The organism is Sorangium sp. So ce1036 (assembly GCF_051369805.1).
In the GTDB taxonomy this organism is placed as follows: Bacteria; Myxococcota_A; Polyangia; order Polyangiales; family Polyangiaceae; genus Sorangium; species Sorangium cellulosum_F.
The window spans coordinates 4,890,871-4,915,320 of record NZ_JBBMOX010000001.1 but is presented as its reverse complement, the minus strand read 5'-3'; the positions used below and the strand labels follow the sequence as shown (position 1 = coordinate 4,915,320).

Sequence of the window (24,450 nt, the reverse complement as noted above, 5' to 3'; positions counted from 1 at the left end):
GATGGGTTACCTTCGTCGTGCCGTGGACAGCCCCTCGCCCCCCGACGCCAGCCGACCTCAGCGCGCGCGGCGCCCCCGCGCGCGCTGGCCGGAGCGCGCGCTGCGCGGCGTCGCGATCGCCGCGATCGCCGTCGAGGCGCTCTGGTACGGCATCCACGAGGTCCGCGGCTTCGGTCCGGCGCTCGCCGACGGCGTGCGGGCGGTGCTCGGCCCCGCGCCCGTCGCGTGGGCCGAGGACGTGGCCTACGGCGTCGCCGACCGGCTCAACCAGGCCCGCTACCGCAACGCGACGCCGAAGACGTTCTGGGAGCCCGCGCCCGCGGCCGCGGCGGAGGGCACGGAGGACGTCGAGCCCATCGAGGAGGAGTCGATCTCGTCGCCCTCGCCGTTCGAGCCGCCCTTTGCCGAGGTCGCGGCGACGGGCGACGGCGTCTGGGTACCGATCCGCGACGCCGTCCGGCCGAACGACGCGCCGGTGCTCTGGAAGAGCGTCGTGCACCCCGATCCGAGGCGCTCGTTCTCCGCGATCGCCGTGGTGGCGATCGATCTCGGGCGCGTCGACCTCCAGCTCGTCGCGGGCACGAAGGAGCCGTTCTCCCCGGACGTCCCCGCCGAGCGGCGCCCCGGGCTCATCCCGGAGGCCCACGCGGCGGAGCTCATCGCGGCGTTCAACGGCGGCTTCAAGGCGATGCACGGGCACTACGGGATGATGCTCGACGGCGACACGTTCCTCCCGCCCCGCAACATCGCCTGCACGATCGCGCTCTACCGCGGCGGCGCCGTGCGGATCCGCACCTGGCGCAAGATCCGCGGGGACGAACCCCGCATGATCGGCTACCGGCAGACGCCGCGCTGCCTGGTCGAGCAGGGCGAGCTGCACTACCTGCTCTACGACTCGAACCGCGACTGGGGCGCGACCGTGAGCGGCGAGACGGTGATCCGGCGCTCGGCGCTCGGCATCGACGCGACGGGCAAGCTGCTCTTCTACGGCCTCGGCGAGGCGGTCACGGCGCGCACCCTGGCCCAGGGGATGAAGGCCGTGGGCGCGCGTGACGTGGCGGAGCTCGACGTGAACCACGCGTACCCGCGCTTCCTCCTGTACAGCCGAGGCGCGGACGGCGCCGGGCCGCGCGCGACGTCCGCGCTGATCCCGGACGTGCAGTTCAAGCCGGAGGAGTACATCGCCGAGCCGTCGCCGCGCGATTTCTTCTACCTGCGGCGGAAGACCGGCTCCAGCTCGTAGCCCCGCCACCGGCCAGCACGACTGCGGGGAGTTGCCCCGGATCAGCAGAAGAACCGCCATGGCGCCAACGACACCAAGAAGAGGGGGGAAGGGTTGTCCCTCCATTTCCCCTTCTACTTCCCTGGTTTCTTGGCGCCCCTGGCGTCATGGCGGTCCGCCTCTCGGCCCGACTTCCCGCAGCAGCGCTAGCGCCGATCGAGCAGGTCGCGCACGCGCTGCGCGAGCATGTCCGGCGTGAACGGCTTCTGCAGCAGCACGGGCTCGCGATCGAGCGCGGCGTCGGCGAGGACATCCTCGGCGTAGCCGGACATGTACAGCACGCGGGCGCGCGGGTGCAGGGCGAGGGCGCGCTCGGCGAGCTCCCGGCCGTTCATGCCCGGCATCACGAGGTCGGTGAGCAGGAGGTCCATCTCCTCGACCCCCTCGTGCGCGAGCGCGACCAGCGCCTCCTCGGCGCTCGCGGCCGCGACCACGCCGTAGCCGCGCCGCTCGAGCACCTCGACGACGAGCTTGCGGACCGCGTCGTCGTCCTCGACGACGAGCACCGTCTCGTCGCCGCCCGAGGGCGACGGCCGGGCGCGCGCGGGCGCCGCCTCCCAGCGGTCCGCGACGCGCGGCAGGTAGACGCGGAACGTCGTGCCGCGCCCGATCTCGCTCTCGACCTCGATGAGCCCGCCGCTCTGGCTCACGACGCCGTAGACCGTGGCGAGGCCCAGCCCCGTGCCCTTGCCGCGCCCCTTCGTCGTGAAGAACGGCTCGAACAGGTGCGAGAGCGTGTCGTGATCCATCCCGCAGCCGCTGTCGCTCACCGCGAGCACGACGTACGGGCCGCCCGCGGCGGGCGCGCCGCCCGCGTCGGGCTCCGCCGGCGCGAACGACCTCGCCGCGGGGCGCTCGCCGGGCTCGCCCAGGGAGGTCTCGACGACCAGCGCGCCGCCGCCCGGCATCGCGTCGCGCGCGTTCACGACCAGGTTCAGGAGGACCTGCTCCAGCTGGCTCCGGTCGGCCCTGATCGCGCCGAGGTCCCGGCCGACGATCGTCTGCAGATCGATGTTCTCGCCGATGAGGCGCTGGAGCATCGCCTGCATGTCGAGCACCACGGCGTTGAGGTCGAGCACCTCGCGCTGCAGCGCCTTGCGCCGGCTCACCGCGAGGAGCTGCCGCGTGAGCGCCGCGGCGCGCTCCCCCGCCTTCGTGATCTGGAGCGCGTCGCGCCGGAGCGCGCTCTCGGGCCCGAGCCGGCGCAGCAGGAGCTCGCCGTAGCCGAGCATCACCATGAGCATGTTGTTGAAATCGTGGGCGATGCCGCCGGCGAGCCGGCCGAGCGCCTCCATCTTCTGCGACTCGCGCGAGCGCTCCTCGCGCTGCCGGAGCGCCTCCTCGGCGCGCCGCCGCTCGGTGATGTCGCGGAGGAGGACGAGCGCGTGCCCGTCGAGGAACGGCATCGTCCGCGCCTCGACGTGGCGCTCGCCGTCCGCGAGCGGGGCGGCGTGCTCGAGCGCGACCACCGCGCCCGCCCCGCGCGCCTCCTGGATCGCGCGCGTGAGCCGCTCCCCGAGCTCGCCGGGAAGCGCCTCCGCCACGCGCTCGCCGAGGAGCGGCGCCGGCTGGACGCCGAGCTCGGCGAGCCGCTGCGCGCTGTAGTCGACGATCCGGAGCCCGGCGTCGACGCGGAAGCAGAGATCGGGGATCGCGCGGAAGAGCGCGCGGAGCTCCTCCCGGGTCCGCGCGCTTTCGCGCTCCGCGCGCCGCCGCGCGATGCGCTGGCCGAGCTGGCTGCCCACGGACGAGAGGACGCGGAGCAGCTGCTCGTCACCGCGGGGCGGCGCGCGGCGCCTCATCTCCAGCACCCCGGCGCAGCCGTCGCCGACCGGGATCGGGACGGCGCAGGCCGCCCGGAAGGCCCCCCGCGTGCGGCCGGGATCGCCGTCGCCCGCGGCGCCGCCGTCGCCAGCGGTGTCGCCGTCGCGCCCGGCGTCGCCGTCGCGGAGCACCGGGGCGCCGCGCCGGAAGACCTCGACCGCGAGCTCGGGCTCGGCGGCGAGGGCGAGCTCCTCGAGGCGCGGCCCCGCGAGCCCCTCCCGCTCGAGGCCCCTCGCCGCCTGGATCTCGACGCAGCGGAGCGCGCTCCCGCCCGGCCCGGCGCCGGGCGCCGCCTGCGAGGCGGGCGCGCCGCAGCCCGGACCCGCCGGCTCGCGCGCGGCGCTGGCCTCCGGCTCGGTCAACCAGAGCGCCGCGACGTCCCAGCCGAGGTGCTCGACGAGCGCCGCGAGCACGCGCGGGGCGGCCTCCGCGAGCGAGCCCGCCTCGGCCAGCGCGCTCGCCGTCGCGAGCTGCGCGGCCAGCCTGCCCTCGGTCTGAACGAGCAGGGCGCGCAGGTCGTGCGGCGGGGCGTCGCCCCGCGGCGCCGTGGCGGTGCAGGCTCCCTCGGGCTCGAGCGCGGCGCCCTTCGCGTGGAGCGGTGGAGCCCCCATGCCCTCAGCCGCCGGTCTTCTCCGCGGCGCCGCTCTCCAGGTGGACCGTCCAGCAGCCGGCGTCGGGCGACGGCTCGCCGCCGGGCGGCCCCACGCTGACCTCGACCTGCGCCGGCCCGACCGCCCGGATGTAGAGCCGCTGCCCGACGGCCCCGCGCCCGAACGCGCAGACCGCGCGACGCACGCGCGGGTCGTCGGCGGCGACCTCTCCCTCGTCCTGGGCCGCCATGAACAGGATCTCGACCTCGGGCTTCAAGCACGCGCCCATCTCGCGCCAGGCGTCGTAGTCGACGGACGGATCGAGCACGTCGGCGAGCTGCCCGTGGCGGCCCCGCCCGACGCGGTAGCGGAACCCGTCGCGCTTCTCCGCGCGCAGCGCGGCCCCGATCCGGTCGAGCCGCAGCGACAGCGCGCCGAGCGCGGTCGCCATCTTCACGGTGGGCGCGCCCAGGTTCGCCTTGTCAGGCTCCTTGAAGCGGTGCAGCTGCACCCCGCCGGGCAGCGCGCTGGCAAGGAGCTCCGCGAAGCGCTGGTTCATCCCGACGCGCCCGCCGAGCAGGACCCGGAGCCCCTCGTAGGGCTCCGGCGCGCGCCCGATCTTGGCCACCGCGCCGTCGAGGTGCTGGCGGATCAGCTCGACGCCCTCCCGGAACCATGCGTCGATCGCCCCTCCGAGCGCGGCGCGATCGATCGAGAGCGGCACGAACGACGTCGCCCCGTCGAGCCCGAACAGCGTGATCCCCTCCTCCACCGGCGCGCTCGATCCCCGCTCGAGCAGGGGCCGGACGAGCTCCTTGAGCGCCCACGTGTTGGCGCGCGCGTCGGGCGACGGCGCGAAGAGCTCGTCCACGCCGTCGAGCGCGCCCTCCTCGGGCGGGCGCTCGAACGGCACGCGGCGCTCGCGCATCGCGTCCTGGTTGGCCACGTACACCCGGTAGGCCAGCCGGTGGAGGAGCCGCTCGCCCCCGAGCCACGGGATGGCCGCGGGCTCGATGTACTCGACCATCCGCTCCAGCCCCCTCACCACCTCGTCCCCCTTCGCGCTCCGCAGGATCCCGAACGCGAGCCCCATCTCGCTGGCCCCGGCGTCGATGGCGCAGAACGGGACGCCGCCGTCCCGCGGCTGGATCCCGAACGTGCGGAACGCCTGCACGGCGTGCACGATCGCCGACGGCCCCGCGTCGACCACCGAGAGCGCCTCGAGATCATGGTACTCGCAGAGGCCCGCGGGCAGGCTCCGGAAGAGGCCGCGGCGGAAGGCGACGAGCACGCTCTGGCGGCGCTCGGGCGACCAGCCCGTCGGCATCGTGATCGCGTAGCGCGTGTAGAGCCCCCGCGCGCGCTGGTTCAGGTGCAGGCCGACGTAGTAGGCGTAGAGCTCGATCGGATCGAACGGGTCGTGCGCGCCGATCCCCTCCTCGTCGATGATGGGCGGCGCCGGCTTCTTCAGCGCCTCGGTCGTCTCCGGATCGCCCTTGCCCCGGAGCCGGAACGGCTCGCCGCGCTCCGTCCGCTCGCGCAGCAGCGTGAGCGCCGGGAGCGACGCCGCGGCGCGCTCGTGGAGATCGGCGCCCGGCCGCACGCGCATGTCGCGCGCGGCGTGCCCGACGAGCACGTCGCCCCAGCGCGTCATCGGCAAGATCACCCGGTCGCGCCACGCCTTCGTGGTCCGGGCCAGCGCGTCGAACGCGACCTCGGTCGGGTTCTCGTTGTCGGCCGAGACCCGGACCGGCGCGTCGGCCCCGATCCGGACGAACTCCGCGCCGCCGCGCTCGCCCCGCACCGCGACGACCGTCGACGCGGCCCCGACGTCCACGGCGACCCAGTCGCTGCGCACGTCGAGCCGCGGGTCGCGCCGCTTCACCTCGGGCGGGAGCGGATCCTTGTCGGTCTTGCCCGTGCGGCGGTGCAGCCCGACCACGCGGCCCTGCCGGAGGATGGCGATCGCGGTGGCGCCGAGGAAGCGCGCGCCCGTCCAGAAGCCTTGCGCGGGATCGACCAGCGTCGTCCCCTTCACCGGCTCGAGGTTCGCCACGACCTTGGGGAAGAAGTCCGAGATGAGCTCCGGCGAGGCCACCCCGTCGTAGCGCTCCACCTTGATCGGCGGGGAGTAGTAGTTCTGGAGCCCTTCGCCGTAGATGCGCGGGCTGACGTGGATCAGCTTCAGGTACGGGATCGGGCACGTGTGCTCGTCCAGCCTGAACTCCTGGTAGAGCTCCGGCGGGGAGATCGCGTTCTCCATCTCGGGCGCGATGCGGGGCACGCTCGCGCTCATCTCGGTGCCGAAGTACATGAACTTCGTGCCCGCGCGCCCCGTGAACGCCGCGATCCTGACCTCGTTGAACGTCGACTGCGAGACGACGAGCGGCGGCAGCGCGATCGCGTAGTCGAGCACGAGCGTCGTGATCCACGGCTGGTCGAAGAGGCGCGACTCCCAGCGCATGACGAGCGTCGGGAACGCGCGCCCCTCGAGCGACACGACCGCCTCGGCTTCGCGAACCAGGGCAGCATCGACCGAGAGCTCGTAAACCGGCATACGCCGGCGACGTTATCACGAAGATCCCCTGATCCAGCCCCGGGGATGCCGATCGCGGGGCGTCCACCGGCGGGGGTCCGCCCGCGCGCCGCGTGATGTCGGTGCGCCTGCGCGGGCGTCGGTCTGCCCGCGCGCCGCGAGGGCATGGTCGGGGCTCGGACGACCGTGCTAGTCTCGCGGTGTGTTCTGCTGCTCCGAACCCGGAAAGCCGTCATGGGCCCGTTGATTGGCGAGATCATCGACGGCAAATACCGGATCATCCGGCTGCTCGGTCAGGGGGGCATGGGCGCCGTGTTCGAGGGCGAGAACGTGCGCATCCGGCGCCGCGTCGCCATCAAGCTGCTGCACGCGAGCATCTCGAGCCAGGCCGAGTCGGTCGCGCGCTTCGAGCGCGAGGCCCAGGCCGCGGCGCGCATCGGCTCCGATCACATCTGCGAGGTGCTCGACCTCGGCGTGCTGCAGGACGGCACGCGCTACATGGTGATGGAGTACCTCGAGGGCGAGACCCTCGGGGCCAAGATCCAGCGGTTCGGGCGGCTCGGGCCCGAGATCACCGTCCCCATCATGGCGCAGGTGCTCGAGGCGCTCGGGGCCGCGCACGCCGCGGGGATCATCCACCGCGATCTCAAGCCGGACAACATCTTCATCGTCCCGTCGAAGGCCGGCCTCAGCAACTTCGTGAAGGTGCTCGATTTCGGCGTCTCGAAGTTCTCGCAGCTCGCCGGCTCGGAGATGAGCATGACGCGCACGGGCGCGGTCGTCGGGACGCCGTACTACATGTCGCCGGAGCAAGCGCGCGGGTCGAGCCCCGTCGATCAGCGGACCGACATCTACGCCATGGGCGTGCTGCTCTACCAGGCGACGACCGGCCAGGTGCCGTTCGACGCGGCGAGCTTCAACGAGCTGCTCTTCAAGATCGCCCTCGAGACCGCGCCCCTGCCCCAGCAGCTCGTGCCCGATCTCGATCTCGAGTTCTCCGGGATCATCCAGCGGGCGATGGCGCGCGAGCCGGGGAGCCGCTACCAGAGCTGCGCCGAGTTCAAGAACGCGCTGCTCGCCTGGGCCGCGGCGCGGCCCAGCCTGGCCTTGCTGACGACGGGGCGCACCTCCTTCCCCCGGCTGGTCCTGCCGTCCCAGCCGGAGACGAGCCCGCCGCTCCCCCGCACCGAGACGCCGTGGGTGAGCCCGAACGGATCGGTCGCCCCTGGCCTGGGCCACACGCCGCAGCTGACCGCCAACTCGTGGGGCGCCTCGTCCGGGGGCACGGGCCGCTCGACGCGCCCCCCGTCCAGGGTGTCGCTGCTCGCCGCGATCGCCGCGGCGGCGACCCTGTGCGGCGCGGGGCTCGCCGCGTGGCTCGCCTTCGGCCGCGGCGCGGCGACGACCCCGGCGACCGCCGACCCGATCGCCCTGAGCGCGACGGCGACCCCGGCCGCGCCGCCGCCGTCCGTATCCGAGCCGCTCGTGACCGCGAGCGCCGTGGCCATCGAGCCCGCCCCGCCGGCGAGCGCCGTGGCCATCGAGCCCGCCCCGTCCGCCACCACCGAGCCCAGCGCCGCCCCGGCGGCCTCCGCCGCCCCGGCCGCCTCCTCGGCGCCCGCGAAGCCGGCTGTTCCGCCGCGGCCTCCGCAGACCAAGGTCCCGCCCGCCACGAAGCCCGTCCAGACGGCGCCGCCGAAGCCGGCGAAGCCGGCGAAGCCGACGAAGCCGGGCGTTCCGGGCGACTTCGGGTACTGAGCGCCGCAGAGCGCGCGGCCCGGGACCGCGCGCCGCTCAGGCGTGCACGAGCGCCTCGGGCGCACGCCGCTCAGGCGCTCGGGCGCACGCCGCTCAGGCGCTCGGGCGCACGCCGCTCAGAACGCGCCACGCACCCCGAGCCCCGTGGGCGCCACGTAAGGCGCGATCCAGGCCGTGCGCGACGGCGCCGACCTGGACGAGAGCTCCAGCACGATCAGCGTGGTGCCGCCGACGAGGAGCGCGCCCCCGGCGATGAGGCCGATCGCGCCGGTCGTCTTCTGCGATGCCGCGTCGGTGTCGAGCTTCCTGATCCTCCCCTGGATGAGCGGCGTGCAGCTCTGGCCGACGCCGTTCGGCGACTCGCAGCCGTGGGTTGCGCTCAGGTCGTTCGCGTCCTGCTGCGTCCCGCCCCCTTTCGCGAGGAACACCGCGCCGAGCACGGCGCCGCCGAGCCCGAGCGCCGAGGCCGCGATGCCCCCGCTCAGCATCGCCACGTTGGCCGTGCGCTCGCCTCCCGCGCTCGGCGGTCCGGAAGGCGGCCCCCCGCTCGGCCCGCCGCCCCCTGGACCCTGGCCGTTGCCCGGGCCGGCCAGCGGCGGGGCCATGGCCGGGGCTTCCGGGATCGGGATCGTCAGCTCCTTCTTCTCGCCGTCCCCGAGGGTGATCGACTGCTCGATCGGGCTCAGGCCCGGCGGAACCACGGTGATCCCGTGCGTTCCAGGATCGATGGGGCGATGCACGCCGAGCAGCGCGTCCGGGACCGGCTGCCCGTCCAGCATCACGCTGATCTTCCGGTCGCCGGCGCCCTCGAGCGCGATGCGCAGCGACGCGATCCGGGGGTCGACCGCGGCGAGCTCCTCCCTCGCCTCCTGCTGGGCCTTCCTGAAGGCCAGAGGCGCCGTGGGCGGAAGCTCCTCGCGGACGATCTTGAGGTAAGTCTCCTTCGCGGCGACGAGCCGGCCAAGCCGCGTCTGCGCGCGCGCGATCAGCAGGAGGTGCGTCGGCGCGTGCACGAGCGCCTCGGCGCGGGTCAGCAGATCGATCGTCTCGTCGAAGCGGCCGGACGTGAACGCCTCGGCCCCCTGCGTGGCCAGCGATCGGGCTGCCGCCTTGTCCGCGTCGGACTGAGCCCGCGCCTCGCGCGTCGGGAGCATCAGCATCAGCGCCGCAGCGAACGGAACGCATCGTCTCAAGAGCACTCGGGCCTCCTCGCGCGCCACGCTATCACAGGCCGTCGACGACGGAACATATCAGGCACACGCGCATCGCGCTCCGGCGCTGCCGGTGTCGTCTCCCTTCCGGCGCGCGACGCGCTCGGCGTTCGTTGCGGCGGCACCGGCCGCTCCGTCCGTGGGCCGCTGTGAACCGTCCGCACAGCGCGGTGGCACCCATTCTGCTGCGTGGAGGCCGCCATGGATTGCCTCCGCCCCTCGGCTCCCCTCGACGCGGGATTCCCGTCCTCGGAGCAATTCCTCAGGGGACGTTTGCTCGGAGGTCGTTACCTCATCGAGCAGATGATCGGCGCCGGCGCGATGGGGCGCGTCTACCGCGCGCGGCACGTCGGGCTCGGGCGCGCCTGCGCGGTGAAGATCATCCGCGAGCGCATCGCCTCGCCGCCTTCGGGCGGCGCGCCGCCCCGCGAGAGCACGACGCTGCGCTCCGCGCCGTCGCGCCGCGCGGGCGCCCCCTGTCGGAGCGCGATCGGCGCCGGCGCGCGATCGCGCACCGGCGCGAGGTCGCGCTCGGGCAGCGCCCCGGAGGGCGACGCGGTGCTGCGGTTCCACCTCGAGGCGCTGGCGGCGAGCCGGCTCGATCACCCGAACATCGTGCGGGTCCTCGATTTCGGCTGCGAGCCGGCCGACCCGCGCGGCGCGGGCGCCGGCGGCTCCGACGCGGAGGCGCCGAGCCTCTGGTACCTCGTCACGGAGCACCTGGACGGCGAGGACCTCATCGATCTCCTGAACGCCGAGCCGGTCCTGCCTGCGGAGCGCATCCTCTCGATCATGCGCCAGCTGTGCTCCGCGCTGCAGCACGCGCACGACGCGGGCGTCATCCACCGCGACGTCAAGCCCGAGAACATCCGCCTCGTGCACCGCCGCGGCGACGACGGCGAGCCGTTCGAGCAGGTGAAGCTCCTGGACTTCGGGACCGCGAGGCTGCTCCACGACGACCTGACCGGCGCGCTCTCGGGCGCGCGCCTGCTCGGCGTGCCCGACGAGGACGACGCCGGGCTCGTCATCGGGACGCCCGCCTACATGAGCCCCGAGCAGGCCGCGGGGCAGGCGGTGGACGCGCGGAGCGACATCTATGCGTGCGGCGTGCTGCTCTTCGAGATGGCGACGGGGCAGCTCCCGTTCGAGCGCCCGACGCCGGTCGCGCTCGCGGCCGCGCACGTCGAGTGCCCGCCGCCCTGGCCGAGCGCCTTCAACGAGGCGATCGATCCCGATCTGGAAGCGCTGATCCTCCAGTGCCTGCGCAAAGATCCCGAGGATCGCCCGCAGAGCGCGCGCGCGCTCCGCGAGGCGCTCGGGCACATCGCGCAGCGCCGGGCGCGGGACGGCGCGGCGGGCCACGCCCCGGCGAACCTCCACCGGACCCTGGCCCGGAGCGCGCGCGCCGAGCCAGCGCCCGCCTCGCGCCGCGCGCGGTCCACGGACGGGGTGACGACCGGGCAAGCCGCGTACGCCGCGTCCGCGCCGCACGCCTCGACGTGGGTGGGGCATCGCCCCTCGTCGCGGCCTGCGGGCGCGCCCCCGGAGCGGCCCTGCGCGCCGCCGTCGGGCGCGGCGCGCCCCACCTCGTCGGCGTCGACCTGGGTCGGCCACCGCGCGTCGTCGTACCCGACGGCCGCTCTCGCGGAGCGCGCCCTGCCCTGCGCGCCGGGCGGCGCGCCGTTGCCGGGCGGGGCGCCGGCCTCCGCCGCGCGGCCGCCTGCCTCGCTCGCCCCGGCCCACCCGCGCCGCCCCCTCGAGGTCGACGCGCAGCCGGCGCCGTTCATGCTCCTGAGGGCGCGCCTGTCCGCCGGGCGGCGGAGCCAGGCCGGCGCGCGTCGACGACACCGCCGGCGGCTCAGCCCGCTCGTGGTCGGCACGATCGCGGCGACGATCCTCGGCGGCACGCTGTGCCTCCTCCTCGGCGCTGCCGGCGCCGCGCGCGCCCCGTGCACCTCGCCCCCGCCGGCACACGCGGGCGCGCCGGCGCACGCGGGCGCGCCGCCCCCGGCCAGCGCGTCGCACGGAGACGCGCCAGGGCACGGCGGACCGGCGGGCACGGCCGACGCACCCGCGTCCGGGCGCCCTGCGCCCTTCGCGATCCCCTCGCGCCTCGAGGCCGACGAGGAGCCGAGCGACGACGGCGATTGAGCCGCGCAGTGTTCCTTCCGCGCTCAGTCTGCGCCCGACGTGCGCCGGCGCCGCCCTCGACCTCTGCCGCGCTCGATCCGCCGCGCGGCGCTGTGCCCTCGATGCCCAGCGCCGCGCCGCGGGATGACGCCGCAGCTCACGCGGACCGCCGCGCCGTCGCCGCAGTTCACGCGGGCCGCCGCGCCGTCGCTGAACCCTGGTGCGAACGGAGCGCACCGCGTCCGGCACGTCGTCTGCAAATGCAGACGACTGCGACGACTGCGACGACGGCACGTCGTCTGCATCGCCTGCAAACGATGCAAACGGCGGCACGTCGTCCGTGGTTCATCGGGAAACAACGTGAACGACGGGCGATGAACGACGAACGACGAGCGACGCGCTCGTCATCGCGTTGACACGGGAGGGCGCCCTCGGCGTGCCCCGGAGTCGAGAGGAGCGAACCATGTCCGTGCTACTGTGGATCCTGTTTGGGCTCATCGTCGGCGTGATCGCCAAGCTGCTGACCCCTGGGCGCGACCCGGGTGGCTTCGTGGTGACGACGCTGCTGGGCGTCGCTGGGGCCTTGCTCGGCGGCTTCATCGGCCGGGCGATTGGTCTGTATCCCTCGTATCAGTCGAGCGGGGGCTTCTTCATGTCGATCCTCGGCGCCATCCTTATTCTCGCCATCTACAACGCGACGATCGGCCGGAGAGCGCGGCCCTGATCGTCCGCGCCCCGGGGCGGCTCGTCCTTCCGGGGACTGGCGAGCTGGGGAGGAGCGAGCCGGGGACTGGCGAGCTCGGTAGGAGCGGGCTGGCCCAGCAGCGCGGCGGCGGGCACGACGCGGGCCGGCCCGGCGCGCCGGTCCAGGCGGAAGTCGAGGGCGACGTCCGGCGGCAGCGGCCGGATGGCGCCCGCGCCGTAGCAGCGGCGGTAGACGAGCTCGCCCGGCCCGGCGCCCTGACCGCCGAGCTGATGGCTCCACCACCGCGAGTAGACCGTCGGGCGCTCGGCCTCGATGGACAGCAGGTCGGCGCGCTCGAGCCGCACCTCGCTGTGATCTCCGCGATCGGCGACGCCGTGCTCCACGGTGAGCCGCCCGTCCTCCGCCATGCGGTAGACGATCCTGAACCCCTCGACATCGCCTTTTCCATAGGCGAAGCGCTGGACCCCCGGACCGAGGAACAGCGAGTGCGTGTAGACGAGGTCCACGGCGATCGCGGGCAGCACCGTCCAGGTGAGCCAGTTGTTTCCCCAGGGCCGCTCCTCGGAGAAGAAGGCGAAATACCCGACGGAGATGTCGCCGTGCTCGTCTGTCGAGGTGCGGTAATAGAGGACATCGCCGAGCTCCCCCGCGCTCGCGACCGTGGAGCCGACGCAGACGGCCTGTCGCTCGATCGCCGCGTCGATCTCGCTCGTCGCCCCCGGCGCGCCGGGCTCTACCCGCGGGAGCGAGCTCCCCTGCGCAGAGATCGCCAGGAGCGGGACAGGAAGCGCGATCATCGTAAGGACGCGACCGAGAGCAGTACGGACAGCCATGTAGGCCGGCAAAGCTAGCGAGCCCTTCGCTGCCTGCGCCACCGCAAAAGGCCGTTCGCGTCCTGTACCTCACCACGCCGGCTTCGAATTCCGTTGGTCCCGGTAGTTCGGCGGAGCCCCGCGCCGCGCGAGGAACGCTCTGTTCATGAGCCGGGCAGCACGGCATCATCTCGCGTGCCCCGAGCGCCGTCCACCCGCCCCAGGCGCCCCCTCCAGCGACAAGCGCCTGCCCGACGCGCGCCCTATCCCGCGACGCGGGGCTAGCCGAGCGCCTTGGCCGCGAGGGCGCCGGCGATGAGCGCGACCGCGGCGATCACGAGCCACGGCAGGAGCCGCCCCCGCCGCGCCGGGCGCGCGCCTCGCCAGTGCGGCGTCGCGGCCTGCCTGGCCGCCTCGAGATCGTCGCGCTCGCCCCCGTCGTCCAGCGCGCTCGCCCCCGCCCCCGGCGCCGTCGCCCGCGGCGGCGCCTCGTCGCGGCCGTCCCCCGGGCGCCCCGCGGCGGCGCGCCGCACCCCCGTGCGCCCGCGGAGCCCGCCGGACCGCCGGCAGCTCCGCACGAGCAGCGACCGGTGCCGATCGCGGCCGCTCACGACCTCGCGCACGAGCGCGGCCAGCTCCTCGCCCGCGAGCAGGCCGCGCTCGCTCGATCTCGGCTCCTCGCGCTCGCCGGGCGCGCGCCGCAGCGAGGCGAGCACCTCCGCGAGCGTCTCTTCCATCTGCGCCGCGGACGCGAAGCGGCCCTCGGGCTCGCGCGCGAGCGCGCGCCGCACCGCCTCCTCGAGCAGCGCCGGGCACGCCGGCCTGAGCGGCGCGATCGCCGGGACCTCGCCCGACAGCACCGCGCTCATCGTCTCGCCGTCGTCCTTGCGGTGGAACAGCCGCCGCCCCGTCAGCAGCTCGAACAGGATCACCCCCACCGCGAAGAGATCCGCGCGCGCGTCGATCCTCTCCCCCCGCAGCTGCTCGGGCGCCACGTAGCCGAGCTTGCCCTTCACCATGCCCGAGCCCGTCGACAGCGTCGCCCCCCCGGCCGAGCGCAGCAGGGCGGGGCACACGGCGTCCTCCGCCGCATCCATCACGGTCATCTTCGCGACGCCGAAGTCGATGAGCTTGATCTCGCCCTCGAGCGAGAGCAGCACGTTCTGCGGGCTCACGTCGCGATGCACCAGGCCGACGAGCCTGCCCTCGTCGTCGCGGAGCCCGTGCGCGTGACCGAGCGCCCGCAGCACGCCCAGGCCGATCTCGATCGCCGCGTCGATCGGAAACGGCCGGCCCTCGGTGGAGAAGACGCGCGCGGCCGCGGCGAGATCACAGCCCGGGACATACTCGACCACGAGGTGATGGTGTCCCTCGTGGAAGATGAAGTCGTGGAACCGGATCACGTTCGGGTGCTGGAGCCGGGCGCTGATCCAGGCCTCGCAGAGGAACATCCGCACGATCGACGGATCTCGCCGCGCCTCGGGGCGCAGCCGCTTCACGACCACGGGGTGCGCGATACCTGCCGGCCCGCGCCGGCACGCGAGGAACAGCTCGGCCATGCCGCCGGCGGACAGGCGCGCGAGCAACGCGTAGCCGCCTTCGCCCATCGGCAGGTCCATGTCCCTCGCCCTCCGCGGTTGCCCCGCCGCGCTCACCTCGTCTTTCCGCGGCCAGCCGGGGACGCGGAGCGAGGACGGCCGTCGCGCCACCCACCTCCGGAGCCGCCCTGCCCCGGCGATCCCCCCGAGCTGCCCGCGCCGCCCCATCCGGCCGTCGTCATTCACGCTGCATGCCACGGAGAGGGCCGCGGCACCGTCACCTCCGAGCCACGGGCGCCGTGCTCCCGCGCGCGGCGCGCGCCGCGGATGAGAGCGCATGTCGGCAATCGCGCGGCCCCCGCGGCGAGAGCCGCATCCATCGAAAATGGGGAAATCGGCTCGGCCCGTGTTCCGCACAGCGGCGCAGGGGCCGCGGGCGACGCGGAGGACCACGGCGGGGCGCCGCGCGGCGGGCCCGCCCCTGGCGGATCGGCGGCTCAGGTCGCGGCCGCGGGCGAGGCGCGGACGCGGCGCGCGAGCAGCGCGCGCAGCTCGCGGAAGGACACGGCGCGCAGCGCGACGAGGAGCACCACGTAGACGGCGACGCCCACCGCGATCGACGCCCACATCCCGGCGAGCGCGCGCGCGACGTAGGCGGCGACGCCCATCAGCGCCGTCGCGGCGAGGATCGCGAGGACGCGGCCGGGCGCGACGAAGCGGGCCCAGCGCGCGGTCATGATCCACGACGCGAGGAGCGAGCCCGCGCTCGTGGCCAGCGTCGCGCCCGCGGCGCCCAGGGCCCGGTAGCGGGGCAGGAGGAGCAGGTTCAGCGCGACGTTGGCGACGAGTGTCAGCGCGAGCAGCTTGACCATCGCGACCTCGCGCTTCGCGGCGAGCAGCGGCAGCGTCACGACCTGGAACGCGAACATCACCGGGACGCTGCAGGCCAGGATCCGGAGCACGTCCGCCGCCGGGGCGTAGTCGGCCGCCGTCCCGTAGACGAGCCGGATGACGTCCGGCGCGAGGAGGAAGAGCCCGGCGGCGACCGGCAGCCCGACGAGCGCCGCGACGAGCATGCAGCCGCTGTACAGGCGCCCGAACGCCTCCCCATCCTGGGCGTAGAGGCGCATGCCCGCCGCGAACGCGGCGCCGAGCAGCACGTCGGGGAGCATCCTGAAGTTCTCGCTGAGCACCCAGGCGGCGCTGTAGACCCCCACGGCCTCCTCGTCGCAGAGGGCGCGGAGCATCACGCGGTCGGTCTGGAGGAGCGCGCTCGCGAGCACCCCGAGCGCGCCGATCGGCAGGCTGCGCTTCGTGATCTCCCAGAGCTCGGCGGGGGGCGTCGACAGCTCGGGCCGGTAGAGCCGGGCGCGCAGGTAGTGGTAGGTGATCCCGAGCTCCAGCACGTTGCCGAGCAGGAACGCCGTCGCCGCGGCCACGACGCCGAAGCCGAGCGCGAGCAGGGCGGCCGCGAGCGCGATGACGAAGAGCCTGGCGCCGAGCTCCGCGTAGAGGATGTACTGGAACCGCTCGTGCGCCTCGAACGAGAGCCACATCGTCGAGTAGAGCAGCGTCGCGAGCTGGGACGCCGCGGCCAGCACGACGAGCTGCGCGCCGAGCCCCGAGCGGGTCGCGAGCGCGACGGCCGCGGTCGCGCCGAGCACCAGCGTCCCGGTCACGCCCCGGATGGCGAGCGCGGCGCCGAGGTGACGGGGCCCGAGCTCCGGCCGCACCGCGACCTCCCGGGCCAGGTATCCCCTCACCCCGACGCCGGCGACGAGCGTGACCATCCCCGCGGTCGCGAGCGACGCCTGGAACTCCCCCCAGGCGGCGACGCCCACCTTCCGCGCGAGATAGCCGACGAACACGACGCCGAGCACGGCCATAATCGCCTGCTTGAGGAGCATCAGCGCCGCGTTCCGCGCGATGCGCCGGCCATCCTTCATGAACAACACCTCCGAGGTGTCGCCATGGTGCGGGGCGCCGCGATCCGCGCAGCGGGAGCGCCCCGGGTTCAGGCGTCGGCCGCCGCTGGAGCGCGTCCGTCTCTCGTGGCGCGCGTGCCAGCGACGGCCCGGCGCCGTATCGCGCCACGACGCCGCGCGCGGACCGCCGCGCGGACCGCCGCGCGGCCACGCGCGTCTCGATGCGCGATCACGGTGATCGCCATCAGGAGACGGTCCTGGGCCTCGCGGCACCCGACAGCACGAGGATCGCCAGCGCAGGAGGGAGCCGGCGATCCTCGGAGCGGGACACGGGATTCGAACCCGCGACCCTCAGCTTGGGAAGCTGATGCTCTACCAACTGAGCTAGTCCCGCACGAGGTGGAAGACCTTCTACACAATCCCGAGCTGCAGGGCAACCCCCTTCGCCACGAAGATCGCTGCGACGTTTCTTTTTGTCGGGCGCAGGCGCTGACCCAGGCCGCAAGGCGCTGGCCAGGCCGCAAGGCGCTGGCCAGGCCGCAAGGCGCTGGCCAGGCCGCAAGGCGCTGGCCAGGCCGCAAGGCGCTGGCCAGGCCGCAAGGCGCGGGCGCTCAGCGGCGCGCGCGGACCGCCTGCGCGCGGAGCATGTCGCTGGAGAGCGGCGCGCGGGAGCGCACCATGCTGTCGCAGTCGCTGGTCGCGGCCTCGATCGCGCGGGTGATCTCGCCGGGGGCGGCGTCCGGCGGGATCCAGGGCAGCTCGAGCAGCGCCGGCCTGTCGGGCGGCACCCAGCGCAGGCTCCTCGTCACGAGCACGACCGGGTGGTTGGTCTCCACGAGCTCGCTCGCGAGGCGCACGCCGCCGAGCGGCGCCGGCGGGAGATCCAGGCAGACCAGGAACGCATCGAACCGCTCGGTCGACGAGGCGAGCAGGGCGTCGTCGATCGACGACGCGTCCACGATCTCGACGTTCGCCATCGAGGACTCGAGCGCGAGCGCGAGCGCGTCGCAGGTCGCGGCGCGGGCGTCGTGCGCGAGCAGCACCCGGAAGCCGCGCGCCGCGCGCGGTCCGGGGCCGCGCGGCCCGACGACCTGCAACTTCTCGGACGCCGGCAGCCTCTCTGAGGCCGGCGTCGCGCGCTCACGAGCGGCACGTCGAGCGATCATGAACTCCCCTTCCTCGGCCACACCAAGGCGACCGTGACCCAGGCTAACACCCCTTGAGCTCAAACTGTTCAACCTTTATAGGAGGGCGCGCCTCTTTCCATGGCATCCCCCTGGCATGTCTCTGGTAGATGGAGCGCGCACGAGCACGTCTCATGGACATCCCGTGGCACCCGCGTTTCACCGGCACGCTTCATGGGCACGCTTCATGGGAACGGGCACGCTTCATGGAACCCATGGCACGCCGCGTCGCGGCATGCCGACACGTTTCACGGAAACATCTACGAAGGACGGTCACGCATGAGTCGGTTTCTCATCTCCACTCGTTGCGAGTGCCAGGCAACGCTGTCTGCCACCCTGGACGAGCACCGGCACGTCACCGCGGGGTGGGCGGTCCGCGGGCGCCCGGCGAACGGCGGGGCGGACAAGGAGCTCGCTCCGGCACACAGCATCAACGCTCACCTCGACCGGTTCGACGTGGCATGGCTCTGCCCCTATTGCGGGCGCAACACGCTCCGGACCTTCTATGCGGGCGCCATGAGACGGCTGCCTGCAGGCGCTCCTCCTGCGGCAGAGCCGGCCCGGAGCGGCACCGCCTCCCCGACGTGATGTGCCCGCTGCGCTTCGGGCTCGTCGGGCCCCATGTCAAGCGGGCCCAGAATCCACCCGCTTGATTCTCCTCCTCGACCAGGACCCGCGCGGGGCCACCCCTCGCCGAGCACCGCGCGTTCCGCCCGGTGGCGCGGCGCACGGGCGCGCGGCCCCCGAACCTCTCGAACATCGCTTCGTCCCCTCACCTGGATGCGCCGCGGCGAACACGCTGTGTTGTTGCGCCGCGTCGGCCGCGCGGCAGAAGCGCCCGGACGCGACCGATTCACGGCCCATCCAACCTGCCGCATCAGCGACGCATTCCCACCTTTCTGGCGATCCCCCCCGGAGCGCCTGGAGGTGGCGCGTCCTGGATGTTCCCCGCCGGGGCTCGCGTCCGGCGAGCCCCGCTCAGCCGCTCAGCCGCCCTTTCCCGTGGTCGAGCTGCCCATGGTCCCGAAGACCCAGTCCCAGAGCGGGGACGACACGCCCCACCGCGCGTTTTCCCCCGTGTGGTGATGGACCATGTGATGGCGCTTGATCCACTTTCCCAGGCGGGAGCTCATGCGGAAGTGGTGAATGGCATAGTGCGTGCCGTCGTACACGAGGTAACCGAGGCCGAAGCCGACAAATAGCGGATCCGCTGGAACAGGCCCAAAGGAGGCGCGGAACAGCATGTAGAACACGACGCCGAGGGGAATGCTGGCGCCGAGCGGCATCACGAGGCGGTCGGCGTCCTGCGGGAAGTCGTGGTGCACCCCGTGGAGGACGAAGTGCATCCGCCGCTGCCAGAGCCGCGGGCCGACGTAGTGGAACACATAGCGGTGCAGGACGTACTCGGCGAACGTCCACAGGAACAGGCCGGCCAGCGCGAGCCCGAGCCCTTCCAGGAGGCCGACCCCATGACGCGCGGCGCGAACGCCGAGGTAGCCGTAGACCGGCAGCCAGAAGACGAACGGCGTGATCGGGTGAATCCGCGAGAACCGCTCGATGAGCGGCGTCTCGAACATCTGGCACGTCGCGGGACGAGCGGTGCGCTCCGTGGCGGTGACGGTCATCGTGCCCCCCTGGTACCTCATTTATCCATTCTCGGCCAGAGGCAGGCCGGCCCCCCGCGCCCCCCTGGATGCCGGGAAATCCCCATACCCCGGCGCGCCGCCCCCCCCACCGGCGTCGCCCGTTGCGCACCGCGACAGCGTCAGCCGGCGAAGGACGCCTCGTAGAGCCGGCGGAGATCGTCGCGCGAGCACGGCCGCGGGTTGCACGTGTGGCACGCGTCCTGCGCCGCGAGATCGGCCAGCGCGTCGAGCTTGCCGGCCGGGACGCCCGCCTTCTCGAGGCCCGCCGCGAGCCCGACGCGGGCGCGCAGCGCGCGGACCGCCTCCGCGCACGCCGCCGCGTCCTCCGGGGCGCCGAGCAGGGCGGCGACGCGCGCGAGGCGCGGCGCCGCGGCCGCGACGTTGAACTCGACCACCGCGGGCAGGCACAGGGCGTTGGCGAGGCCGTGGTGCAGCCCGCACTCGCTCGAGAGCGGGTGGGCGAGCGAGTGGCACGCCCCGAGCCCCTTCTGGAACGCGACGGCGCCCATCATCGCCGCCTTCATCATGCCGCCGCGCGCCTCCAGATCGTCGCCGTGCGAGACCGCGCGCTCGAGGTGCGCGGCGGCGAGGCGGATCCCCTCGAGCGCGATGCCGTCGGCCATCGGGTGATCGCCCTTCGCGACGTACGCCTCGAGGCAGTGCGTGAGCGCGTCGAAGCCCGTCGCCGCCGTCAGGAAGGCCGGCATCGACCGCGTCATCTCCGGGTCGAGCAGCGCCGCGTTCGCGAGCAGGTGCGGCGAGAAGATCACCGTCTTCCTGTGGTTCACGTCGAGCGTCACCACGCCCGAGCGCCCGACCTCGCTGCCGGTCCCGGCCGTCGTCGGGATGGCGAGCATCGGCGGCACGTTGGACGTGATGAGCCGATCGCCGCCCGTGGCGTCATCGTAGTCGACGAGCGGCCGGTCGTGGTGCACGCCGAGGCGCACCAGCTTGCCGACGTCGAGCGGCGAGCCGCCCCCGAGGGCGACGACCAGATCGGCGCGGGCGTCGCGGAACGCGGCCACGCCGTCGTGCACGTTCTTCTCGACCGGGTTGCCGAGCACGTCGTCGAAGACGGCGACCTCGAGGCCGGCCCCCCGCAGCGACGCGGCGACCGGCTCGAGCAGCCCCGAGCGGACGACGCCCTTGTCCGTGACGACGAGCGCCCTCGTCGCGCCGAGCCGGCGCGCCTCGGCGCCGGTCTGCCCGACGACGCCGGCGCCGAAGAGGATGCGCGTGGGAAAGCTCCACACCGTGAGCTGGCTCATGATCACACCGCCTCGAAGTAGCGTTTCAGCTCCCAGTCCGTGACCGCGCGATCGTACTGCCGCACCTCCCAGTCGCGCGTCTGGACGTAGTGGTCGACGAACGTCTCGCCGAGGATCTCCCGGGCGCGGCGGCTCTCCGCGAGCAGCCGGGTCGCCTCCGCGAGCGAGCGCGGCAGCGCGTGCCGCGAGGACGCGGCGGACGACGCGTCGCCGCCGGACGGCGGCGGCGGCTCGATGCCGTGCTCGATGCCGTGGAGCCCCGCGGCGAGGCACGCGGCCATGGCGAGGTAGGGGTTGATGTCCGCGGCCGTCTGCCGGTACTCGACGCGGGCGCCGGGCGTGCCGAGCCCGATGAGGCGGATCGCGGCCGTGCGGTTCTCGACGCCCCAGCTCGCGGTGAGCGGCGCCCAGACGCCGGGCACGTACCGCTTGTAGGCGTTGATCGTGGGCGAGTAGAGCGCCGTGAGCTCGGGCATGAGCGCGATCTGACCGCCGATGTAGTGGCGCAGCGCGGCCGGGATCCGGCCGGGCGCCGACGCGTCCTGGAAGACGTTCTGGCCGTCCTTCCACAGGCTCTGGTGCAGGTGGCCGCTCGAGCCGGGCAGATCGGCGTTCCACTTCGCCATGAAGGTCACCGACAGCCCGTGCTCGTGGGCGATCTGCTTCATGGCGACCTTGAAGAGCGCCGCCTTGTCCGCGGCGCGGAGCGCGTCGTCGTAGCGGATCGCCGCCTCGTACACGCCCGGGCCGGTCTCGGTGTGCAGGCCCTCGATCTCGACGTCGAATGCGCGCATGCCGTCGAGGATGGCGGCCATCAGCTCCCGGTGCTGTCCCTCGCGGACCCACGAGTAGCCGAACATGCCGGGGCTGAGCGGCGAGAGGCCGGCGAAGCGCTTCTCGTGCAGCGAGCGCGGCGTCTCGTCGAAGAGGAAGAACTCGTACTCGCACGAGAGCTTCGCCGAGTACCCCATGCGCTCGGCCCGCGCGAGGACGCCCCGGAGCAGCGAGCGCGGGCACGCGGGGTGCGGGCCGCCGTGCTCGTCGCGGAAGTCGGCGAGCATCGCGGCGGTGCCCGGCTCCCACGGGATGTCGCGGAGCGTGCTCGGATCGAGGACCGCGTGCGCGTCCGGGTAGCCCGTGTGCCAGCCGGTGACCTTGGCGTTGTCGTAGAGGACGTCGGCGATGTCCCAGCCGAAGATGACGTCGCAGAAGCCGAAGCCGCCCCCGAGCGCGCTCTTCAGCTTCTCGAGGGAGACGTACTTGCCGCGGAGGATGCCGTCGATGTCAAAGCCGCCGATCTTCGCGCGGGTGATGCCCCGCGCTTCCAGATCGGAGACGAGCTTCTCGGAGGTCGAGGCGGTCATGGGCCGCGACGATAGCAGGGGACCCGGGAGGAAGGGAAAAGGACAGGCGCCGCCCGCGCCTCGCGGCCGCGCGGCGACGGCTCACTTCACCCGGACGCTCTGGATGGGATACCGCTCCGCGAGGGGCACGAGCACGCGCTCGACGATCGCGCGGACGCGCACGTAACGCCGGTGGTTCGTCACGGCCGGATTTCGCTTCGAGTCCACCACACCGATGCGGATGTCCAGCGTGCGCGCGTCCTCGACGCCGCCCGTGACGAACACGTCCGGGTGCACCTTCTCGAGCTCGGCGTTGAGCTGCGCCGTCTCCGGGACCGCGGCGGCGGGGCTCGCCTCCGAGGCGTCCCGGTAGGCGGCGCCCGGGGCGCCCGGGGCCCGCGCGGCGAAGGTCACCTCCAGCGCCTCGCCCAGGCCGTTCAGCACGGCGTTCATGTTCTCCACGGGGAACGGCTGGCGCGCGAGCCACGCGACCACCTCGCGCCGCGCGCCGCGCAGCGCCACGCTGGCGACGACGGCGACCGCGATCGGCGCGGCCGCGAGGGCGCCGAGCGCGCGCACGAGCGTCGGCCCCGCGTCCCGGCCGAGCGCCCCGAGGAGCGCGAACAGGAAGACGCCGGTCGCGAGCGACACGACCGGCGGATCGGTGAGCACGCCCCACCGCGAGGCCGACGCGTTCATGAGCCGCGTGAAGCGGACCGACACGCTCTCGTCGGCGCGCTGCGCCGCGAGGGCGCCGCCGCTCGTCGGGTCAGGCATCGTTGGGGTCCCCGAGCATGCGCCAGAAGAACAGGCCGACGCCGAAGAGGAGGAGCACGCCGGCGACCCAGAACGAGCGCACCGGGCCGAAGCTCAGCCCCTGGCCCGAGCTCTTCATGATGAGGTCGGCCACCGTGAGCAGGCACGCGAACACGATGCAGGCCACGGGCAGCCCGAGCTGCTGGAGCAGGGTCGGCGCCGGGCGCTGCTTCGGGTCCGCCGCGGGGCGCGGGCGCATGTCCGACGGCGAGCGCGGCGGCAGCCGGTACCGGGCCGACGGCATCTCCGAGCCGGTACCGGGCCGACGGCATCTCCGAGCCGTACCTGGCCGACGGCAGGTCCGAGCCGTACCGCGCCGACGGCAGGTCCGAGAGGGGGCGCATCGACGGCGGCATCGAGGTCGTGCGCGGCGAGGCGCCGAGCGCCACCTCCAGCGGTGGCGGGCTCGCGATGCTCGCCATGCTCCCCATCGCGCCGGCGCGCGCGCGCGCGCTCGGCGGGGCGCTCTCCAGCCCGCCGATCCCGCCGGCGCGGGGGATCGCGCCCACGGGCGTCGCCTCCGCGAAGCCGGCGGCGCCGGCGCGGCCGCGCGCGCTCCCGGGGCAGCCGTCGCCGACCGCGCCCATCAGCGCCCGGCCGCGCGCGCTCGGCGGGGCCTCGGGCAGATCCATCTCGAGCCCGGCCGAATCCGAGGGCGGCGGCGGGTGCGCGCTGCTCTCCGGGCCGTCCCGGCGGCCCCCGCGGGGCGCGCGCATCGAGGCGGGGGCCACGTCGAGATCGATCTCGAGCGATCCGGAGTCCCTGGGCGTGTCGAGCCAGACGTGCGCGGCGTGCTTGGCCGGCCCGGGCGCGCGCATCGACGACGACGGCGGCGGCGGGGACGCGGCGTACGCGTCGTCGAGCGCGCTGCCCCGCGGGCCGAAGGTGGGCGCGAGCCCCAGCGCCGCCTCCAGCTCGGACCAGAAGGTCTCGATGTCCCTGGTGCGGTCGCGCGGGCTCACGGCGAGCGCGCGCTCGAACACCGCGTCGATCTCCGGCGCGATGCCGACCCCCTCGGTCCGGGGCGTCGGCCGCCGCTTCACGTCGAGCGCCGTGCCCATCATGGCCTGCGCCTCGCCCTCGATCACCTGCCGTCCGACGAGCGCCTCGACCATCGTGAGCGCGAGACCCCAGACGTCGGTCCAGGTCCCCGTCTGCCCGAACCGCTTCGGCGCCCACTGCTCGGGGGCGCCGTAGGCCGGGGAGAACGCGTTGAGCGGATCGCCGTTGGTCACGCGGCCGACCGCCTGCTCGGCCAGCGACTTGGCCTGCGCGATCCCGTAGTCGAGGATCTTGAGGCGCTCCACGCCTTCCTGGTTCGTGATGAAGATGTTCTCGGGCTTGAGGTCGCGGTGGATGATCGACACCGTGCCGCCCGGGCTCGGGAAGCGGTGCGCCCGCGCGATCGCCTGCGCGATGGGGCGCATCATCTTCATCAGCTTGTGGAGGGGGATCGGCGGCTCGCCGTGGAGCCTGCGGCGATCGATGACCCGGTCGAGCGACTCGCCGTCGAGCCACTCGAGGGCGAGGAAGGGGACGAACTCCCCCCGCTTGAGGTGCAGCACGTCGACGTGGAGCGGACGGACGACCTCCGGGATGGAGGCCGAGAGCCGGAAGAGGAGCTGGGCCTCCTCGCGGAATTTCTCGAGGAAGAGCTGGCGTTCGCGCGGCGTCTTGGCCTCGGAGACCTTCAGGCACTTCAGGGCGACCGGCGCGCGGAAGCCGGCGTGGATCGCCCGGTACACCACGCCGAATCCACCCTCTGCGACCACCTGCTCGACGTGGAAATTACCCGCCTGCGTGGTTCCGACGATGCCGAAGACGTCGTCCGCCATGCTCCTTGAGCCATAGCGCACGGCGCCGCTGGACCGAAGCGCGAAA

The 24,450-nt window shown here is 74.0% G+C and carries 17 protein-coding genes and 1 tRNA gene; 5 read left to right on the top strand and 13 right to left on the bottom strand.

The window, feature by feature from the left end; translation table 11 throughout:
* Nucleotides 1–22: 22 nt before the first annotated feature.
* Nucleotides 23–1,243, top strand: a complete 1,221-nt coding sequence (locus tag WMF31_RS18415) for a phosphodiester glycosidase family protein (protein WP_436603201.1) — start codon at nt 23–25, stop codon at nt 1,241–1,243.
* 185 nt (nt 1,244–1,428) lie between these two features.
* Here the strand turns inward: WMF31_RS18415 and WMF31_RS18410 are convergent, their stop codons facing one another.
* Together WMF31_RS18410 and WMF31_RS18405 are read right to left on the bottom strand one after the other, a co-directional pair.
* Nucleotides 1,429–3,717 (bottom strand): ATP-binding protein, encoded by a 2,289-nt coding sequence (locus WMF31_RS18410; RefSeq protein WP_436603200.1) that lies wholly within the window; start codon nt 3,715–3,717, stop codon nt 1,429–1,431.
* Between the two features lie 4 nt (nt 3,718–3,721).
* Nucleotides 3,722–6,253 (bottom strand): hypothetical protein, encoded by a 2,532-nt coding sequence (locus WMF31_RS18405; RefSeq protein WP_436603199.1) that lies wholly within the window; start codon nt 6,251–6,253, stop codon nt 3,722–3,724.
* A 213-nt stretch (nt 6,254–6,466) separates the two neighbouring features.
* On the opposite strand from WMF31_RS18405, the gene WMF31_RS18400 reads away from it, so the two are divergent.
* Nucleotides 6,467–7,990, top strand: coding sequence for a serine/threonine-protein kinase (locus tag WMF31_RS18400; RefSeq protein ID WP_436603198.1), 1,524 nt, complete (start codon nt 6,467–6,469; stop codon nt 7,988–7,990).
* Between the two features lie 116 nt (nt 7,991–8,106).
* Here WMF31_RS18400 and WMF31_RS18395 read toward each other — a convergent pair whose 3' ends face one another.
* Nucleotides 8,107–9,189 carry a hypothetical protein gene (locus WMF31_RS18395; protein ID WP_436603197.1) on the bottom strand — a complete coding sequence of 361 codons (1,083 nt, stop codon included), beginning with the start codon at nt 9,187–9,189 and terminating at the stop codon, nt 8,107–8,109.
* Between the two features lie 285 nt (nt 9,190–9,474).
* Here WMF31_RS18395 and WMF31_RS18390 point away from each other — a divergent pair, with 285 nt between their 5' ends.
* Nucleotides 9,475–11,352: a protein kinase domain-containing protein gene (locus WMF31_RS18390; RefSeq protein WP_436603196.1), complete on the top strand. Its 1,878-nt coding sequence runs from the start codon at nt 9,475–9,477 to the stop codon at nt 11,350–11,352.
* A gap of 442 nt (nt 11,353–11,794) precedes the next feature.
* Entirely contained in the window at nt 11,795–12,055 is a 261-nt protein-coding gene (locus tag WMF31_RS18385) for a GlsB/YeaQ/YmgE family stress response membrane protein (RefSeq protein ID WP_436603195.1), read from the top strand.
* Here WMF31_RS18385 and WMF31_RS18380 read toward each other — a convergent pair.
* The 5 genes from WMF31_RS18380 to WMF31_RS18360 form a co-directional block, all read right to left on the bottom strand.
* A complete protein-coding gene (locus WMF31_RS18380; RefSeq protein ID WP_436603194.1) occupies nt 12,019–12,834 on the bottom strand; it encodes a hypothetical protein in 816 nt (271 codons plus the stop codon). The two genes, WMF31_RS18385 and WMF31_RS18380, sit on opposite strands and share 37 nt — an antisense overlap.
* A gap of 296 nt (nt 12,835–13,130) precedes the next feature.
* Nucleotides 13,131–14,468, bottom strand: a complete 1,338-nt coding sequence (locus WMF31_RS18375; RefSeq protein WP_436603193.1) for a serine/threonine-protein kinase — start codon at nt 14,466–14,468, stop codon at nt 13,131–13,133.
* A gap of 416 nt (nt 14,469–14,884) precedes the next feature.
* Nucleotides 14,885–16,333: a flippase gene (locus WMF31_RS18370; protein WP_436603192.1), complete on the bottom strand. Its 1,449-nt coding sequence runs from the start codon at nt 16,331–16,333 to the stop codon at nt 14,885–14,887.
* A 300-nt stretch (nt 16,334–16,633) separates the two neighbouring features.
* Nucleotides 16,634–16,706 (bottom strand) — tRNA-Gly (locus WMF31_RS18365).
* Nucleotides 16,707–16,923: 217 nt separating this feature from the next.
* A complete protein-coding gene (locus WMF31_RS18360) occupies nt 16,924–17,478 on the bottom strand; it encodes a hypothetical protein (RefSeq protein WP_436603191.1) in 555 nt (184 codons plus the stop codon).
* A gap of 297 nt (nt 17,479–17,775) precedes the next feature.
* Between WMF31_RS18360 and WMF31_RS18355 the strand changes: the two genes are divergently transcribed.
* Nucleotides 17,776–18,084, top strand: coding sequence for a hypothetical protein (locus WMF31_RS18355; protein ID WP_436603190.1), 309 nt, complete (start codon nt 17,776–17,778; stop codon nt 18,082–18,084).
* A 398-nt stretch (nt 18,085–18,482) separates the two neighbouring features.
* Here the strand turns inward: WMF31_RS18355 and WMF31_RS18350 are convergent, their stop codons facing one another.
* The 5 genes from WMF31_RS18350 to WMF31_RS18330 all read right to left on the bottom strand — a co-directional run bounded on the left by WMF31_RS18350 (nt 18,483) and on the right by WMF31_RS18330 (nt 24,404).
* Nucleotides 18,483–19,142: a sterol desaturase family protein gene (locus WMF31_RS18350; protein WP_436603189.1), complete on the bottom strand. Its 660-nt coding sequence runs from the start codon at nt 19,140–19,142 to the stop codon at nt 18,483–18,485.
* Between the two features lie 119 nt (nt 19,143–19,261).
* Nucleotides 19,262–20,416 (bottom strand): iron-containing alcohol dehydrogenase, encoded by a 1,155-nt coding sequence (locus WMF31_RS18345; RefSeq protein WP_436603188.1) that lies wholly within the window; start codon nt 20,414–20,416, stop codon nt 19,262–19,264.
* On the bottom strand, nt 20,413–21,774 hold the full coding sequence (locus WMF31_RS18340; RefSeq protein WP_436603187.1) for a glutamine synthetase family protein: 1,362 nt from the start codon (nt 21,772–21,774) through the stop codon (nt 20,413–20,415). Before WMF31_RS18340 ends, WMF31_RS18345 begins: the two co-directional genes overlap by 4 nt.
* 81 nt (nt 21,775–21,855) lie before the next feature.
* A complete protein-coding gene (locus WMF31_RS18335) occupies nt 21,856–22,530 on the bottom strand; it encodes a hypothetical protein (RefSeq protein ID WP_436603186.1) in 675 nt (224 codons plus the stop codon).
* Nucleotides 22,449–24,404: a serine/threonine protein kinase gene (locus tag WMF31_RS18330; protein ID WP_436603185.1), complete on the bottom strand. Its 1,956-nt coding sequence runs from the start codon at nt 24,402–24,404 to the stop codon at nt 22,449–22,451. Before WMF31_RS18330 ends, WMF31_RS18335 begins: the two co-directional genes overlap by 82 nt.
* Between the last annotated feature and the right edge of the window lie 46 nt (nt 24,405–24,450).